The sequence below is a fragment of the Loktanella sp. M215 genome, assembly GCF_021735925.1.
Classification (GTDB): Bacteria; Pseudomonadota; Alphaproteobacteria; order Rhodobacterales; family Rhodobacteraceae; genus Loktanella.
Window position 1 is genome coordinate 851458 of sequence record NZ_WMEA01000001.1, and the last position, 16691, is coordinate 868148.

General features: G+C 65.5%; 18 protein-coding genes. 10 read left to right on the forward strand and 8 right to left on the reverse strand.

Annotated elements, in window-relative coordinates:
- Positions 1-47: 47 nt before the first annotated feature.
- The 3 genes from gpmI to GLR48_RS04135 are packed head-to-tail and all read left to right on the forward strand — an operon-like array spanning position 48 to position 4099.
- On the forward strand, positions 48-1574 hold the full coding sequence (gene gpmI / locus GLR48_RS04125; RefSeq protein WP_237058935.1) for a 2,3-bisphosphoglycerate-independent phosphoglycerate mutase: 1527 nt from the start codon (positions 48-50) through the stop codon (positions 1572-1574).
- Complete coding sequence (locus tag GLR48_RS04130; RefSeq protein WP_237058937.1) at positions 1574-2677, forward strand: murein hydrolase activator EnvC family protein; 1104 nt, start codon at positions 1574-1576, stop codon at positions 2675-2677. The genes gpmI and GLR48_RS04130 overlap by 1 nt, the downstream gene beginning before the upstream one ends.
- A gap of 12 nt (positions 2678-2689) precedes the next feature.
- A complete protein-coding gene (locus tag GLR48_RS04135) occupies positions 2690-4099 on the forward strand; it encodes a S41 family peptidase (protein ID WP_237058939.1) in 1410 nt (469 codons plus the stop codon).
- A gap of 106 nt (positions 4100-4205) precedes the next feature.
- On the opposite strand, the gene GLR48_RS04140 is transcribed toward GLR48_RS04135, so the two are convergent.
- From GLR48_RS04140 to GLR48_RS04155, 4 genes are all read right to left on the reverse strand, one after another.
- Positions 4206-4589 carry a VOC family protein gene (locus tag GLR48_RS04140; RefSeq protein ID WP_272911367.1) on the reverse strand — a complete coding sequence of 128 codons (384 nt, stop codon included), beginning with the start codon at positions 4587-4589 and terminating at the stop codon, positions 4206-4208.
- An 81-nt stretch (positions 4590-4670) separates the two neighbouring features.
- Complete coding sequence (locus tag GLR48_RS04145) at positions 4671-5558, reverse strand: homocysteine S-methyltransferase family protein (RefSeq protein WP_237058941.1); 888 nt, start codon at positions 5556-5558, stop codon at positions 4671-4673.
- A gap of 21 nt (positions 5559-5579) precedes the next feature.
- Positions 5580-6200, reverse strand: a complete 621-nt coding sequence (locus tag GLR48_RS04150) for a LysE family translocator (RefSeq protein WP_237058943.1) — start codon at positions 6198-6200, stop codon at positions 5580-5582.
- Positions 6200-6661, reverse strand: coding sequence for a GAF domain-containing protein (locus GLR48_RS04155; protein WP_237058945.1), 462 nt, complete (start codon positions 6659-6661; stop codon positions 6200-6202). The genes GLR48_RS04150 and GLR48_RS04155 overlap by 1 nt, the downstream gene beginning before the upstream one ends.
- Before the next feature lie 239 nt (positions 6662-6900).
- Between GLR48_RS04155 and GLR48_RS04160 the strand changes: the two genes are divergently transcribed.
- From GLR48_RS04160 to GLR48_RS04170, 3 genes are all read left to right on the forward strand, one after another.
- Complete coding sequence (locus GLR48_RS04160) at positions 6901-8478, forward strand: gamma-glutamyltransferase family protein (protein ID WP_237058947.1); 1578 nt, start codon at positions 6901-6903, stop codon at positions 8476-8478.
- Positions 8479-8589: 111 nt separating this feature from the next.
- Entirely contained in the window at positions 8590-9069 is a 480-nt protein-coding gene (locus GLR48_RS04165) for a c-type cytochrome (RefSeq protein ID WP_237058949.1), read from the forward strand.
- Position 9070: 1 nt separating this feature from the next.
- Positions 9071-9964 carry a cytochrome c gene (locus tag GLR48_RS04170; RefSeq protein ID WP_237058951.1) on the forward strand — a complete coding sequence of 298 codons (894 nt, stop codon included), beginning with the start codon at positions 9071-9073 and terminating at the stop codon, positions 9962-9964.
- On the opposite strand, the gene hspQ is transcribed toward GLR48_RS04170, so the two are convergent.
- Positions 9957-10283 carry a heat shock protein HspQ gene (gene hspQ / locus GLR48_RS04175; RefSeq protein ID WP_237058952.1) on the reverse strand — a complete coding sequence of 109 codons (327 nt, stop codon included), beginning with the start codon at positions 10281-10283 and terminating at the stop codon, positions 9957-9959. The genes GLR48_RS04170 and hspQ overlap by 8 nt on opposite strands.
- Before the next feature lie 219 nt (positions 10284-10502).
- Here hspQ and GLR48_RS04180 point away from each other — a divergent pair, with 219 nt between their 5' ends.
- Positions 10503-11087: a transglycosylase SLT domain-containing protein gene (locus tag GLR48_RS04180; RefSeq protein WP_237058954.1), complete on the forward strand. Its 585-nt coding sequence runs from the start codon at positions 10503-10505 to the stop codon at positions 11085-11087.
- 46 nt (positions 11088-11133) lie between these two features.
- Here the strand turns inward: GLR48_RS04180 and dps are convergent, their stop codons facing one another.
- Positions 11134-11613: a DNA starvation/stationary phase protection protein Dps gene (gene dps, locus GLR48_RS04185; protein ID WP_237058955.1), complete on the reverse strand. Its 480-nt coding sequence runs from the start codon at positions 11611-11613 to the stop codon at positions 11134-11136.
- A gap of 190 nt (positions 11614-11803) precedes the next feature.
- Here dps and GLR48_RS04190 point away from each other — a divergent pair, with 190 nt between their 5' ends.
- On the forward strand, positions 11804-12403 hold the full coding sequence (locus GLR48_RS04190; protein WP_237058956.1) for a LolA family protein: 600 nt from the start codon (positions 11804-11806) through the stop codon (positions 12401-12403).
- 2 nt (positions 12404-12405) lie between these two features.
- On the opposite strand, the gene GLR48_RS04195 is transcribed toward GLR48_RS04190, so the two are convergent.
- The gene (locus tag GLR48_RS04195; RefSeq protein ID WP_237064354.1) at positions 12406-13626 is read right to left on the reverse strand and encodes a urate hydroxylase PuuD; all 1221 of its coding nucleotides are present in this window, start codon (positions 13624-13626) and stop codon (positions 12406-12408) included.
- A gap of 67 nt (positions 13627-13693) precedes the next feature.
- Between GLR48_RS04195 and puuE the strand changes: the two genes are divergently transcribed.
- On the forward strand, positions 13694-15097 hold the full coding sequence (gene puuE, locus GLR48_RS04200; RefSeq protein ID WP_237058957.1) for an allantoinase PuuE: 1404 nt from the start codon (positions 13694-13696) through the stop codon (positions 15095-15097).
- The gene (locus tag GLR48_RS04205; protein WP_237058959.1) at positions 15094-15576 is read left to right on the forward strand and encodes an ureidoglycolate lyase; all 483 of its coding nucleotides are present in this window, start codon (positions 15094-15096) and stop codon (positions 15574-15576) included. The genes puuE and GLR48_RS04205 overlap by 4 nt, the downstream gene beginning before the upstream one ends.
- 152 nt (positions 15577-15728) lie before the next feature.
- Here the strand turns inward: GLR48_RS04205 and GLR48_RS04210 are convergent, their stop codons facing one another.
- Entirely contained in the window at positions 15729-16688 is a 960-nt protein-coding gene (locus GLR48_RS04210) for a 2-hydroxyacid dehydrogenase (RefSeq protein ID WP_237058961.1), read from the reverse strand.
- Positions 16689-16691 lie beyond the last annotated feature (3 nt).

Consider the following 16691-nt stretch of genomic DNA (forward strand, 5'->3'; position numbering starts at 1 on the left):
ATGATCGGCCGTTGCGTTAGGGTACGCGAAATTTCAGGAGAGTTGCCATGCCGCTGACCCAGCCCGTGCCGAAACCCGTCGTGCTGTGCATCCTTGACGGGTGGGGATTGCGCGACAGCCGCGAGGCGAATGCGCCCGTCTTGGCGGACACGCCCAATTTTGACCGGCTGATGGCGGAGTGTCCGCATGCGACGCTGGTGACCTTTGGTCCCGACGTGGGGCTGCCCAAGGGACAGATGGGCAATTCAGAGGTCGGGCATACCAATATCGGCGCGGGCCGGGTGGTGGCGATGGATCTAGGGCAGATCGATCTGGCGATCGAGGATGGCAGCTATCCCGAGCAGGCGGCGATCCAGCGGTTCGCGGCGCGGTTGAAGGACACCGGCGGGCGGGCGCATCTGATGGGGGTCGTGTCCGACGGCGGCGTTCACGGCCATGTGGCGCATCTGGTGGAGACCGCGCGGCTGCTGGCCGCAGAGGGCATTGCCGTCGTCATTCATGCGATCACCGACGGGCGGGATGTGGCGCCAAGCTCTGCGCCTACGTTCATGGACGACATGCTGGCGAAGCTGCCCGAGGGGGTTGCGGTCGTGACCGTCACCGGGCGCTATTACGCGATGGATCGCGACAACCGGTGGGAGCGGGTCGAGACCGCCTTTGATGCTATGGTCAACGGCAAGGGTACGCGGGCGGAGACGCCGCAGGCGGCGATCCGTGCGGCGCACGATGATGGCAAGACCGACGAGTTCATCCCGGCCACGGTGATCGGCGATTACGACGGGATGCGGCCTGCGGACGGGCTCTTTTGTCTGAACTTCCGGTCCGACCGGGCGCGGGAGATTCTGGAGGCGATCGGCAATCCCGACTTTGACGGCTTTGCGCGAGAGATGCCGGATCTGGCGGTGCGGTTGGGGATGGTCGAATATTCCGACCGGCACGTCGCGTGGTATGATGCGGTGTTTCCCAAGCGAGACATCCGGAACACGCTGGGGGAATGGGTCGCGCATCATGGCAAGACCCAGTTCCGGCTGGCGGAGACGGAGAAGTATCCGCATGTCACCTTCTTTCTGAACGGCGGCAAGGAAGCGCCAGAGGAAGGCGAAGACCGCGAGATGCCGAAGTCGCCGAAGGTCGCGACCTATGATCTGCAGCCCGAGATGTCCTCGGTCGAAGTCACCGACGATTTCGTAGCGGCGATCGAGAAGGGCTACGACCTGATCGTGACGAATTATGCCAATCCGGACATGGTGGGGCATACCGGCGATCTGGAGGCCGCGATGAAGGCCTGCGAGGCGGTGGACCGGGGCCTTGGGCGGGTGCTGGCGGCGCTGGAAAAGGCCGGTGGCGCGATGGTGGTCTGTGCGGACCACGGCAACTGCGAGACGATGGTCGATCCCGAAACCGGGGGGCCGCATACGTCGCATACCACGAACCTCGTGCCGGTGATCCTGTTCGGTGGGCCGGAAGGGGCGCGCGTGCACGACGGGCGGCTGGCGGATCTGGCGCCGACGCTGTTGCAGCTGATGGGCCTGCCGCAGCCCGCCGAGATGACGGGCCGGAGCCTGATCGACTGATGCGCCTTGTCGCGATCCTGTTGGCGCTGTGTATCGCCGGGCCGCTGGCGGCGCAGTCGCCCGGCGATGCGGCGACGCAGGCGGCAGAACGGCTGCGCGCCGCCAAGGGGCAGCTGGAGGCGGCGGCAGGGTCGCGGGACCGGGTGGCCGCCCTGACCGAGACGGTGCGCGCCTATGAGGATGGCTTGGTCGCCCTGCGCGACGGGTTGCGCCGGGTGGCGATCCGGCAGGATACGCTGCAGGTGCAACTGGATGCGCGGCAGGCGGAGGTGTCGCAGTTGCTGGGCGTGCTTGCGTCCATCGGCAAGGCACCAGCGCCGCTGTTGCTGCTGAACCCGGCGGGGCCGCTGGGGACCGTGCGGTCGGGGCTGCTGGTGGCGGATGTGACGCCCGCGTTGCAGACGCAGGCGGACGCCCTGCGCGCGCAGTTACAGGAACTGGCCCTGCTGCAGTCCTTGCAGGAGACTGCCGCGGATACGCTGCGCGACGGATTGCAGGGGGCGCAGCAGGCGCGGGCGGCCCTGTCGGCGGCGGTGTCGGACCGCACCGACCTGCCGCAGCGCTATACCGAGGATTCGGTGCAGACGGCGTTGCTGCTGGCCAGCACCGACACGCTGGCGGCCTTTGCCGATGCGCTGTCGGGCAGCGTCGATGTGGCCGCGCCAGAGCTGGCGCCGCAGGGCGATCTGCCGCTGCCGGTGCGCGGGACCGTGCTGCGCGCCTTCAACGCACCCGATGCGGCAGGGATCGCGCGGCCCGGTGTCGTGATTGCCGCCCGGCCCCGGGCACTGGTGACGACGCCGGTCGCGGCGACGCTGCTGTTCCGCGGGCCGCTGCTGGATTACGGCAACGTGGTCATTCTGGAACCGGCGCAGGACGTGCTGTTCGTGATCGGCGGGCTGGCAGAGGTTTACGGCGAGGCGGGACAAGTCCTGCCCGCGGGTGCGCCGCTGGGGCTGCTGGGCGGGGATTCGCCCGACGTTGACGCGATTTTGACCGATCCGGCGCCCGGATCGGCTGTTGCGGCAACACAGACCCTTTATCTTGAAGTCAGAGACGGGCAAAGTCCCGTCAACCCAGGCACCTGGTTTGCGCTGGACTAGATAGGAACACGCATGAAGAAAATTCTGATGGCAGCCGCCGGCGGCACCGTGCTGGGCCTTGTGGCCACCACCCAATTCGCGGGCCCGCTGCTGGCGCAGACCGCCAGCAGCGAGTCGAGCGTTTACGAGCAGCTTGACCTGTTCGGCGATATCTTCGAGCGGATCCGGCAAGGCTATGTCGAGGACGTCGATGACAAGAAGCTGATCGAGGCTGCGATCAACGGGATGCTGACATCGCTGGATCCGCATTCGTCCTATCTGTCGGAAGACGACGCCAAGGACATGCAGGTCCAGACCAAGGGCGAATTCGGCGGTCTGGGGCTGGAGGTCACGCAGGAAGAAGGCTGGGTCAAGGTCGTGTCGCCCATCGACGGCACGCCCGCGGCTGCGGCCGGGATGATGGCCGGCGACTATATCACGGCCGTCGATGGCGAGAACGTGCTGGGTCTGACGCTGGACGAGGCGCTGAAGTTGCTGCGCGGGCCGGTCGGGTCAGAGGTCGTGGTGACCGTGGTGCGCGGCGACAAGCCGGAGCCTTTTGACGTGTCCATCGTGCGCGACACGATCAAGCTGACCGCCGTGCGGGCGCGCACCGAAGGCAAGGCCGTGGTGCTGCGTGTGACCACGTTCAACGCGCAGACATTCCCGAACCTTGAAGAGGGTCTGAAAAAGCAGATCGACGAGGCCGGTGGCGTCGCGAACGTCGACGGGATCGTGCTGGATCTGCGCAACAATCCGGGCGGTCTGCTGAATCAGGCGGTCTTCGTGTCGGATGCCTTCCTTGAGGGCGGCGAGATCGTGTCGACCCGGGGCCGCAACTCTGCCGAAAGCGACCGTTACAATGCAACCGCGGGCGATCTTGCGCAGGGTCTGCCGATGGTCGTGCTGATCAACGGCGGGTCGGCCTCTGCCTCTGAAATCGTGGCGGGTGCGTTGCAGGATCATCGCCGGGCCATCGTGGTCGGCACCAAATCCTTCGGCAAGGGGTCGGTGCAGACCGTCGTGCCGCTGCAGGGCAACGGCGCGATGCGCCTGACGACGGCGCGCTATTACACGCCGTCGGGCCGGTCGATCCAGAACCTTGGCATCTCTCCTGATATCATTGTCGAACAACCTGCCCCCCTGCCCGCCGATGCGACAGAGGAAGAGGATACATCGGCCAACAAGATGCGGTCTGAGGCCGATCTGCGCGGTACCCTGTCCAATGACAGCCTGACCGCAGACGAGATCAAGCAGATCGAGGACGACCGGGCGCGGGCCGAGGATGCGGCCAAGCTGCGGGACGAGGATTACCAGCTGGCCTATGCCATCGATATCCTCAAGGGCCTGCACGCGCTTGGGCCGCAGGTCGAGGTCGACGTGACCGTGACCGACGCGAATACGCCGGCGGACGGCGACACGGCGGCCCCTGCGAACAACTGATCCTTCGCAGCTTTGCGACAGACGCCCTGCCATCTGGCGGGGCGTTTTGCGTTTGGGGGGCTGGCGGTGAGTGGGACCGGGGTGGGGTCTGTTGGTGCGCGCAGCGTCAGGCGTCTGCCTTTGCCTCGTGACAGACCGCCTCGATCCGGTTGCCATCGGGGTCACGGACGAAGGCGGCGTAATAGGTGGCGGCATACGCCGGGCGAAGGCCGGGCGCGCCGTCGTCGGTGCCGCCGGCGTTCAGGGCGCTGGCATGAAACCGGTCGACGCTGGCCCGGTCGGGCGCACGGAACGCGACATGGGTGCCGTGGCGGGCCTGCCCGGTGTCCAGTTGCAGGCCGAAATCCTCGTCCCCGGCGCCATAGGTCAGCATCGTCGGATTTTCCCAGAGCAGGGGCAGGCCGAGGGGCGCCATGACGGCATCGTAGAACCGGCGCGCTGCCTTGAGGTCGGAGACACCCAAGGTGACGTGGTCATAGATCGACGGCATCGGGTCCTTCTCCTCAAGCCGAGTCGCGGGACCCGGATCGCCGCATTTTAATCGCGACTGACCGGACCGAGAAAGGGTGCGTCAGACGATGCGATGACCTGCGGCGGTGATCGCCTGTGCCAGTGCCGCGATATGGGCCGGGCCGACCTCGCAGCAGCCGCCGACGATGGTGGCGCCGGCGTCGATCCAGCGCATCGCGTGGGTGGCGTAGGACGCGGGCGACAGGTCGCGGGCGGTCAGGGAGGAGACGGTCGGCTTGTCTGCGAGGAAGTCTGCCGTGATCCGCTCGAACCCGTTGGCGTAGGCGCCGCAGGGCAGTGTGCCGCGGGATAGGATGGCGAGCGTGGCGTGGATCGCCTCTGGTGCAGAGCAGTTGACCAGCACGGCGGCGGCGCCTTCGTGCGCGATGGGCAGGATGCCACCCACGGGTTCGCCGGACCGCAGGCGGCGGCCGTCGCGGTCGTCGACGGTGATCGACAGCCAGACCGGCAGGCCAGTCTGTTTGGCGCCATCCAGCACCGCGCGGGCGTGGGCCAGCGAGGCCACGGTTTCGCAGATCAGCAGATCACAGGCGGATGCAAGCAACGTGGCAACCTCGGCGTAGAGCGGCGCGGCCCTGGCGTGGGGCGGGTGGACATCCGGACGGTAGCTTCCGATCAGCGGGCCGATGCTGCCGGCGATCCGGCCGGTGCCGTGGGCCGTGCGGGCGGCAGTCGCCTCGGCCAGGGCCAGCGCGTGGAGGTCGGCAAAGCGGCTTTCATTCTCGCCGGTCAGGCGGTCGCGGTGGATGGCGTAGGTGTTGGTCGTGGCGACGGTCGCGCCGGCGGCGAAGTAGTCGGCGTGGACCTGTTGCACGAGGCCGGGATGGTCGATCATCACCTGTGTCGACCACAGGTTTGTCGGCGTGTCACCGGCGCGGTGCACCAGTTCCTGCCCGAGGCCGCCGTCCAGAAGCGTGATATCGGTCAATGGATCGTCCCTTTCAAAGCGTCAGCCGCGGCCCGGTGTGTGGGCTGTCCCCAGTAGCACGCCATAGAGGATGAAGCACAGGGCCAGCAGGCGGCGGAACCAGACGTTGAACACGGCCCCCAGCGCCGCACGGCCCAGACCGGCACCGAGAGCTGTATAGGTGGTATAGCTGACGGCGGTCAGGGTCAGGGCAGTCGGCACGATCACCCCCATCTGCGCCAGGATCGGCACGTCGGGCTGCACGAATTGCGTGAAGGCCGCAAGGTAGCCCGCCACGGATTTCGGGTTGATCGTGGCGATCAGGAAACCGCGCAGATAGACGGAGCCTGCGGCGCGCGTATCCTCTGCCACGGGCGTGCCCGCGCGCATCCAGCCGCGGATGCCGGTCCAGATGAGGAAGGCGGCGCCGACCAGCTTGGCCACCGTAAAGGCCGCGGCCGAGGCCGTCAGCAGCGCCGTCACGCCCAGCGCCGACAGGGTCAGGAACAGGCAGGCCTGCGTCAGGATGCCCGCCACCCCCGGCAGCGCGCGCCAGAACCCCAGCGCCATGCCCGTCGTGATGCAGTTCACCGCGTTCGGCCCCGGCGTGGTGACGAAGACGATCCAGAACAGCGCGAAGACGGTCCAGGCGTGGAAATCCACTAGCGCGCCCGAGAGAAGGTCGCCGCCAGAATCGCTGTCAGGGCGTCCGCATCGGCTGACGTGAAGGCGTCGGGCTGGTTGCTGTCGATATCGAAGACGCCCAGCAGGGCGCCCTGTCCGTCAAAGACCGGCAGCACGATTTCCGACCGGGTGGACGAAGCGCAGGCGATGTGGCCCGGAAAGGCATCGACGTCCGGCACGAGCTGGACCTGACCGGTGCGGGCGGCAGCGCCGCAGACACCCCGGCTGAACGGGATGACAAGGCAGCCGTGACCGCCCTGGTAGGGGCCGATCTTCAACAGCTCTGGCGCGGTGACGCGGTAGAAGCCGGTCCAGTCGAAGCGGTCGTCGGCGTGATGCACCTCGCACGCGAGGGTCGCCATCAGGGCCACGGCATCGGTTTCGCCTTCGGTCAGGGCGGCGACGGTCTGCGTCAGCAGGGGATAATCGACATGTTTCATAGGTCATGACCTAGCGCCTTATTCGCGCCCGAAAAAGCCCCGAAAGCAGCGGCGGCCCGCCCACTTGCCGCCATTTTTGTGAGGCATCAATGTGGGGTAGCTGCAAAAGCTTCATCGGCACCGCGCTTTCGAAGCCCCCACCCAGTAGCGCGGTGCCGGACCCCGGCTTTTCCCAAATGTGTGATTGTCTTTCCCGGATGAATGACGGACGTTGCGTCCGGACAACAGGGAGAGGGTTGATGCGCGATTTTCAGATACCGGGCCGGTCGGCCACATTTGCCGAAAACGGCATGTGCGCCACGTCGCACCCGCTGGCCGCCAAGGTCGCGATCCAGATACTGGAGGCGGGCGGCAACGCCGTCGACGCCGCCATTGCCGGCGCCGTGCTGCTGGGCATCTGCGAGCCGCAGATGACGGGGATCGGGGGCGACTGCTTTGTCCTGATGACGCCGCCGGGGTCGGACAGGATTCACGCGCTGAACGGATCGGGCCGCGCGCCTGCCGCCTATTCCGCCGCCGATCTGCGGGCGAAAGGGCACACCGTCGTGCCGGTCAGCGATCCCGCTGCCGTGACCGTGCCGGGGGCGATCGACGCGTTCTGCACGCTGTCCAAGGACTGGGGCAAGCTGGGGCTGAAGGCGTCGCTGGCGCCCGCCATTCACTATGCCCGCGCCGGTGTGCCGGTCAGCCCGCGCGTGGCGTTTGACTGGGCGATGGACGAAGGCGTGCTGCAGGGGGCGGCGCGCGACCGGTTCATGCTGAACGGCCGCGTGCCGCAGCCCGGGCAAATGTTCCGCGCACCCGATCAGGCCGAGGTGCTGACCCGCATCGCCACCGAAGGCCGCGCCGGGTTCTATGAGGGCGAAGTGGCCGAGGATATGGTCGCGTCGCTGAACGCGATGGGCGGCGTGCATACGCTGGACGATTTCGCGCAGACGCAAAGCACATGGGGCGATCCGGTGCAGGGCGGCTACGGCGGGCTGGATCTGTACGAGCATCCGCCAAACGGTCAGGGCGCGACGGCGATCCTGATCCTGAACATCCTGTCGCAGTTCGATATTGCCAGCATGGACCCCTGGGGGGCGCAGCGCGTGCATATCGAGGCGGAGGCGACGAAGCTGGCCTATGACGCGCGCAACCGGTTCCTGTCGGACCCGGACCACATGACGCGGCTGGATCACATGCTGTCGATGGACACGGCCAAGGCGCTTGCCGCGCTGATCGACCCGGCCAAGGCTTTGCCCGGTCATCTGCCGGGCGCCGAGGCGGTGCACAAGGAGACGATCTATATCACCGTCGTCGACCGCGACCGGATGGCCGTGTCGCTGATCTATTCGATCTTTCACGGCTTCGGGTCGGGGATCGCGTCTGACAAGTTCGGGATCCTGTTCCAGAACCGCGGCGCGGGCTTCAGCCTGACCGAAGGGCATGCCAACGAAGGCGGCCCCGGCAAGCGGCCGATGCACACGATCATTCCGGGCATGTTGCAGAAGGGCGGCAAGACGATCATGCCGTTCGGCGTCATGGGCGGGGCGTATCAGTCCACCGGTCACGCGCGATTCGTGTCGAACGTCACCGACTTCGGGCTGGACCCGCAGGCGGCGATCGACGGGCCGCGCAGCTTTGCCGAGATGGGGCATGTCAAGCTGGAGCGCGGCTATGCCGACACGGTGCGGGCGGAATTGACCGACATGGGGCACGAGGTCGTGACGCCGGACACGGCAATCGGCGGCGCGCAGGCGATCCTGATGCGCGACGACGGCGTGCTGCAGGGCGGGTCCGATCCGCGCAAGGACGGCTGCGCGCTGGGCTACTAAGGCGACGGTCGCGCCGCGCGCACTTTTGCGTGATGGCGCGACCTTGGTCCGATGGATTCTGAAAAACGTCCTGTAGCCTGTCCGTGGACAGGAATCTTACAGGAGGCGAACATGGCACTTTTCAAGCGTTTCGGCACGGTTCTGGCGGGCACGGCCCTGATGGCAACGGCGGCCTTTGCGGCCAGCCACATGGACCCGGCCGCCGAGAAGGCCGTGAAGGCGCGGCAGTCGCACATGACGCTCTATTCCTTCAACATCGCCACGCTGGGCGGCATGGCGCAGGACAAGATGCCCTATGACGCCGAAGCCGCCGGACGGGCGGCCACGAACCTCGCAGCACTCGCGAGCATCGACCAGACCGGATATTGGGTCGAGGGCACCGATGCGGGCACGATCGAAGGCACCAAGGCCAAGGCCGAAATCTGGTCGAACATGGCCGATTTCGAAGAGCACGAGCAGACGCTGGCCACGGCGACGGCTGCACTGGCCGAGGTCGCCGGGACCGATCTGGACAGCCTGAAGGCGGCCTTTGGCGATGTGGGCAAGGCCTGCGGCTCTTGCCACGAAGATTACCGCGTCTCTGACAAATAGGATGCGGCGCGCGCTAAGCGGGCTGGCGCTGGCGGGTATCGTGGTGCTGATCGGCGGGGCTGTGGCGACACGGCCCCAGCCGCTGGCTGACGATGCGCTGATCGACCTGACGCCGGACGCGGGCCAGGGTGCCGTGATCTATGCGGCGGCAGGCTGTGCGTCGTGCCATGCCGCGGCGGATGGCCCGGCGAATGTGCTGTCGGGTGGCAAGGCGTTTGTCAGCGCCTTCGGCACCTTTCATGCGCCCAATATCAGTCAGGACGCAGATCAGGGCATCGGCGGCTGGTCTGATCTGCAGATCGCCAACGCGATCACGCAGGGTGTCGGCGCCGATGGCGCACATCTGTACCCGGCGTTTCCCTATACGGCTTATCACAAGGCAGAGCTGCAGGATGTGGTGGATCTGATCGCCCACCTGCGCACCCTGCCCGCCGATCCGACGCCCAGCCAGCCGCATGATCTGGGCTTTCCGTTCAACATCCGCGCGGGACTGGGCCTGTGGAAGGCGCTGTATCTGAAGGACGGTTGGGTGCTGGCAGAGGCGCCCTCGCCCGAAGTCACGCGGGGTCGCTATCTGGCCGAGGCGCTGGGCCATTGCGGCGAATGCCATACGCCGCGCGACGCGCTGGGCGGGCTGGACCGCGGCGCATGGCTGTCGGGCGCGCCAAATCCGTCCGGCAAGGGACGCATCCCCAACATCACCCCGGGCGGGTTGTCGTGGTCAGAGGGCGAAATTGCGGAGTATCTGTCGAGCGGGTTCACCCCGGATTTCGATACCGCGGGCGGTGCGATGGCCGAAGTCGTGAAGAACACGGCACAATTGCCCGATACGGACCGCGCGGCGATTGCCGCCTATCTGAAGGCGGTGCCTGCGGTCGCGGACCCGCCTAGTTAAGCTGGACGTGCAGGGGGTAGTGACCATCCTCGAACGGACCGAAGAGGTCCGGCAGGTCTGGGTGGTCGACCGGTTCGCCGGAATAATCGGCCACGAGGTTCTGTTCCGAGACATAGGCCACGTAGAAGCTTTGGTCGTTCTCGGCCAGCAGGTGATAGTAGGGCTGATCCTTGGCCGGGCGCGATTCCTCTGGAATCGCTTCGTACCAGGCGTCGGTGTTGGAAAACATCGCGTCCACATCGAAGACGACACCCCGGAACGGGTGTTTGCGGTGTCTGACCACCTGGCCGAGATGATATTTCGCGCGCGTCTTGAACATGGATTCACTTACCCCCGCAGGTTCAATAGACCTTTCTTGCCGGAAAAGTCCATATTTTAGGGGTCTGTAAACCAGAAACAGTCTGTGTGCATCCACCTTTGGTTCAATGATCGGCGGGTTCCGACCTTTTCGTGATCGGACCCTTTCACCTTAACCGTTCACAAACGGGTCATTTCCGGCTAGAGTGGAAAAAAATAAAAGACGAAAAGCGAGAGGCAGATGAGCAGTTTCTTTCGCGCACTGGTGTTGCTTGCGTTGCTGGGTTCCTGCGGCAGCCGCGAGTATTCCGCCCCGCGCGACCTTGATAATGCGTGCAATATCCTGAGCGAGCGGCCGGAGTACCGGCGCGCCTTCAAGAAGGTCGAGAAGAAGTACGGCGTCCCGATGCCGGCGATGATGGCGATCATCTATCAGGAATCGAAATTCATCGGGAACAACCGCCCGCCGCATCAGTATGCGCTGGGGGTGATTCCCGTCGGCCGGCAGTCGTCGGCGATGGGGTATTCACAGGCGCTGGACGGCACCTGGGAGGAATACCAGCAGGCCTCTGGCAACCGGAGGGCCAAGCGCGAGGATATCGACGCGGCGTCGGATTTCATGGGTTGGTACATGGTCGCCACGGTGCGCGAGACCGGTGTGCCGCTGTACGACGTGCGCAACCAGTATCTGGCCTATCACGACGGGCGGGGCGGTTACATGCGTGGCACATGGCGCGACAAGAGCTGGCTGATCCGGATTGCCGGAGAGGTCGAGGCGCGCGCGCTTTTGTACGACACCCAACTGCGGTCCTGCCGCAAGCGCTGAGGGGAAAAACGCGCCGCGGGGTCGCGGCGCGTTCCGGTGTGATGGGTCAGACCGGTGCGTTGGCGCCGATGAACCATGCGTCCTTGTCGATCGCGCGGCTGACTTCCGTCAGGATGTCGGCGGTGTCTTCGTCACCGGCCTCGCCTGCGGCGTCGATGCCCTTGCGGACCGCTTCGCCGACGAACAGGAAACGCTCTTTCAGCGCCGCGATGTGGTCGTTGATGCTGCTGATCTCGACCGGGTAGGGTTCCATCTTGGCGGTATCGGCGACAACTTCCTGCGTGCCGCGGGCGAAGCCACCCAGGATGACGGCGCGTTCGGCCAAAAGGTCGGTGCCGTCGCGCAGGCGGGCCGCGACGTCGTCCAGCAGTTCATGCACGCCGATAAAGCCCTGACCCTTGAGGTTCCAGTGCGCCTGCTTGACGGCGAGCGTCAGGGCGATGCCCTCTGCCAGATTGGCATTGAGGATGTCGATGAATTTCTTGCGGGTCTGGCCGTCGAGGCCTGCGACGAAAACGTCTGGCATGTAAATTCTCCTTCAGATGAGGCGGGTCGGTCCGCCCCTTCGCCCTTACAATGCGGCAACCCCCGGGCTTGTTCCCGGCGGCGGCTAGGCGCTGACCCGGTGGCGTTATCGCATGTCAGCGCCCATATCGGCATGGAAGACCGAACACCCCGGCCCTATCTGGGGGGTAACGCAATGCAAGGTGAATGCCATGAACAGACGCACCCTTTTCCTTTCGGCCGCCGCACTGGTGCTGGCGGGCAGTGCTGCCAGCGCGCAGCAGCTGTCCCTGAACGAGGTGTCGACATACCTCAACAATATGCAGACGGCCCAGGGCGGGTTTACGCAGATCAACGGTGACGGCACGCTGTCCACGGGGCAGCTGTACATCAAGCGGCCGGGCCGTATCCGGTTCGAATACAACGCCCCCGACAACAGCCTTGTGCTGGCGGGTGCGGGCGAGGTCGGCGTGTTCGATCCCAAGTCGAACCAGCCGGTCGAACGCTATCCCCTGTCCAAGACCCCGCTGAGCATCATTCTGGATCGCAACGTCAATCTGGGTCAGGCGCGGATGGTGACGGGCCATACGTCGGACGGGACGACCACGACAATCACGGCGCAGGACCCGGCGCATCCGGAATACGGCAACATCCAGATGGTGTTCACCGCAAACCCGGTGGAACTGCGCCAGTGGATCGTGACCGACGACGTGGGCGAAAAGACGACGGTGATCCTGAACGATCTGGCGAAGGGCGGCAGCATCGCCGACAACCGTTTCAACATCGACGCAGAGGTCGCACGGCAGCGGTGACCTCAGGATGCGGCGCGGAACCAGCGGGCGAGCACCTGCCGGTCCGCGTCGCTGATCTCTGTCACATTGGCGGGGGGCATGGCGTGGCTGATGCCCGCCTGCACATAGATCTGGTGGGCATGGCTGGCGATGTCGGCCTTAGTTTCCAGGAAGACGCCTTTGGGCGCCCAGCGGATGCCGTCCCAAACGGGGTCGCGGGCGTGGCACATGGAACAGCGGCCCTGCACGATCTGGGCCGCGTCCTGAAACCCCTCGGCCTGGGCAAAGCGTGCTTCGGTGGGTGTCAGGGCGCGCGCCTCTGACGCATCAATGGTGTCGTACCCCGGGAACGACGACAGCCACGCCATGACGATGAAGATTACGACCGTCGCGGCCCAGGTCCATGTGGGCTTGCCTTTGCGGGCGTGCATGGAATTGAAATAGTGCCGGATCGTGACCCCCAGCAGGAATACGAGTGCTGCGATGATCCACGCGTATTGCGTCCCGAAGGCCAGCGGGTAGTGGTTCGACAACATCAGGAAGATCACCGGCAGCGTCAGGTAGTTGTTGTGCGTGCTGCGCAGCTTGGCGATCTTGCCGTACTTGGGATCCGGCTTGCGCCCCGCCTTGAGGTCGGCCACGACGATGCGCTGGTTCGGCATGATGATCAGGAAGACGTTCGCCGTCATGATCGTCGCGGTGAAGGCACCCAGATGCAGTAGCGCCGCGCGGCCCGTGAAGACCTGATTGTAGCCCCATGACATGACGACCAGCATCGCAAACAGCAGCAGCATCAGGACCGTGGGCCGCTCGCCCAGTGGCGATTTGCACAGGAAATCATAGATCACCCAGCCCACCGCCAGCGACCCGGCCGAGATCAAAATTGCCTGCCAGATCGCCAGATCGGCCTTGGCCGGGTCGATCAGGAACAGGTTCGCGCCCGCCCAGTAGACCACCATCAGCATGGCGAAGCCGGACAGCCATGTGGAATAACTCTCCCACTTGAACCATGTCAGGTGGGCGGGCATCGCGTCGGGGGCCACCAGATATTTCTGGATGTAGTAGAAGCCGCCGCCGTGGACCTGCCATTCCTCGCCGTCGGCGGGGCCGGGGATGTTGCGGTTCAGGCCAAGGTCGAGGGCGATGAAATAGAAGCTGGACCCGATCCAGGCGATCGCGGTGATGACATGGGTCCAGCGCACGGCAAAGGCCAGCCATTCCCACAGGATCGCCATGTCGTACATCTGCTTTGCCCTCTCGCCAGTCGCGTCAATCACGGTATAAACGGCCCGATCCCAAAGGAAGACCGAAATGACCCGCTACCCCCGCGACATGATCGGCTATGGCGCGCAGACGCCAGACCCGAAATGGCCGAACGCCGCGAAAATCGCCATCCAGATCGTCGTGAACTACGAGGAAGGCGGCGAAAACAACATTCTGCACGGGGATGCGGCCTCGGAGGCCTTCCTGTCCGAGATCGTGGGGGCGGCGGCTTGGCCCGGGCAGCGGCACTGGAACATGGAAACGATCTATGAATACGGCGCGCGGGCCGGGTTCTGGCGGCTGCACCGCCTGCTGAAGGACTTGCCGGTCACGGTGTTCGGCGTGGCGACCGCGCTGGCGCGGGGGCCGGAACAGGTGGCCGCGATGCAGGATTCCGGCTGGGAAATCGCATCGCACGGGTTGAAGTGGATCGAATATAAGGACGCGCACGAGGATACCGAGCGCGCCCATATCCAGCGCGCGATCCGCCTGCATACGGAAGTGACGGGATCGCGCCCGCGGGGGTTCTATCAGGGGCGTGCCTCGATCAACTCGGTGCGGCTGGCGGCAGAGGAAGGCTTCGACTACCTCGCTGACAGCTACGCGGACGAGTTGCCCTACTGGATGGAGATGGGCGAGCGGGATCAGCTGATCGTGCCCTATACGCTGGACGTCAACGACATGCGGTTCGCCACGCCGCAAGGTTTCAACGCGGGCGCACAGTTCCTCGATTACCTCAAGGCCAGCTTTGACGCGCTGTATCGCGAGGGGCAGGAAGGGCAGGCCAAGATGATGTCCGTGGGCCTGCACTGCCGCCTTGTCGGCCGGCCGGGCCGCATCGAAGCGCTGCGGCAGTTCATCGACTATGCGCAGGGCCACGAGGGCGTCTGGTTCGCCACGCGCGCCGAGATCGCCGATCACTGGCGCACGCATTTCCCCCACGTCCGCCGCGAGCGGCCCAGCCAGATGGCCAAGGCCGCCTTCGTCGAAAAATTCGGCGGGATCTACGAGCACTCCCCCTGGATCGCCGAACGCGCCCACGGTCTGGAACTGGGGGCAGCGCATGACACGCCCACCGGCCTTGCCAACGCGCTGGCCCGCATGTTCCGGTCCAGCGCGACCGAGGACCGGCTGAAGGTGCTGCGCGCCCATCCGGACCTTGCGGGCAAGCTCGCGGCAGCGAAACGCCTGACCGCCGACAGCACGGCGGAACAGGCGGCCGCCGGCCTTGATGCGCTGACCGACGCGGAACGCGAGACGTTCCAGAAAGCCAATGCCGCCTATGTCGCCAAGTTCGGCTTTCCCTTCATCATCGCCGTGCGCGACCACACCAAGGACAGCATCCTGCGCGCCTTTGGCGACCGGTTGCAGAACAGCGTCGAGGTGGAGTTCGCCACCGCCTGCGATCAGGTCGAGCGGATCGCGGAACTGCGCCTGCGGGCGATGATGTGATCACCGCCCGCCCCCTGACCGCCGCGGCCTTCGCCCCTTTCGGCGACGTGCTGGATACGGGCGGAGACCCCGACAAGCTGATCAACGCGGGCCTTTGCGGGCGCTATCACGACCGCGCCCGCCTTGATTTCGGCGACGGACGTGCGGGGATCAGCCTCTTCGATGCGCAGCCCCGCAGCCTGCCCTATACCTGCGACCTGCTGGAACGGCATCCGGAGGGGTCGCAGGCCTTCATCCCGATGAGCCACGCGCCCTTCCTCGTCATCGTGGCCCCCGACGACGATGGCCGTCCCGGCGCCCCGCAGGCCTTCATCACGGCCCCGGGTCAGGCGATCAACCTGCACCGCGGCACGTGGCACGGCGTGCTGACGCCGCTGCACGCCCCTGGCCTTTTCGCCGTGGTCGACCGCATCGGCACCGGTGCGAACCTGCAAGAGGTGCGTGTGACGCCCTTCACGGTTCATCCTTCTTCGGATTGAACAGACCTGCGGGGGGGTGTCTGAGGTGCCCTCCGAAAACGGGACACGGACGTCAGTTTCGATTTGCTGTCTGGTGATCTTCACCACGCAGGCGATCCCGTGAATCGTTTATTCGACAGCGGTATGCCAGCGTGGAAATAACGGACGGGGTTCTAGACAACGTTGGCAGGTGTTTCGCCACGAAAGAAACTGTCAAGATTGTCGAGGGCCATGGCGCCCATGGCGTCACGCGTTTGCATCGTGGCACTGCCCACATGGGGCATCATGACGATGTTCCGATGCTTGGCGAAAGCGGGGTTTCCACCCGGCTCTACATCGAAGCAATCCAGACCTGCCGCCGCAAGATGGCCGGTCTCAATTGCAGCGAGGAGAGCGTCTTCATCGACCAGACTGCCTCTGGCCGTATTCACGAGAACCGCCCCGGGTGGCAGTAGATCCAGTCGCCGCGCGTTTATCAGGCCTTTGGTCTGGGGCGTGGACGGGCAGTGAAGCGACAGGAAATCGGACGCGGCGAGGAGGTCGTCGAGGTCATCATGGTAGATTGCACCGGCTTCCATGTCCGGCGAAAGTCGTGTGCGATTATGGTAATGAATTTTCATGTCAAAGCCGCGGGCCTTGCGCGCCATCGCGAGCCCGACGCCCCCCATGCCGATGATCCCAAGCCGCGCGCCCGTCACCTGCTTGCCCACCAGCAAGGCCGGGGACCAGGCATCCCAAGCGCCTGTCCGCACGAGACTGTCGCCGGCGATTCCGTGCCGCGCGGCGGCCAGCATCAGCATCATCGCCAGTTCCGCGGTGGCATCCGACAGAACACCCGGCGTGTTCGTGACTGTAATGCCGCGTGATCGCAACGCGGGCAGATCACAATGATCGACCCCGACGGAATGGTTTGCGATGATTTTCAGACGCGGATCAAGCTGCGCCACCACGTCGGCGGTGAAGTGTTCGGAATGACACGGAATGACCCCGTCTATCTGCCCGCTCATCGCGATGATGTCAGCGGCACGTCCCGGCGTATCGGCATCGTTCCAGATCACGTCGTAATCGCGCCGCGCCCGCGCCAGCGTCGCCGCGGACAGTGTCCGCGTGATCCAAATCACCGGTTTCGACATCGG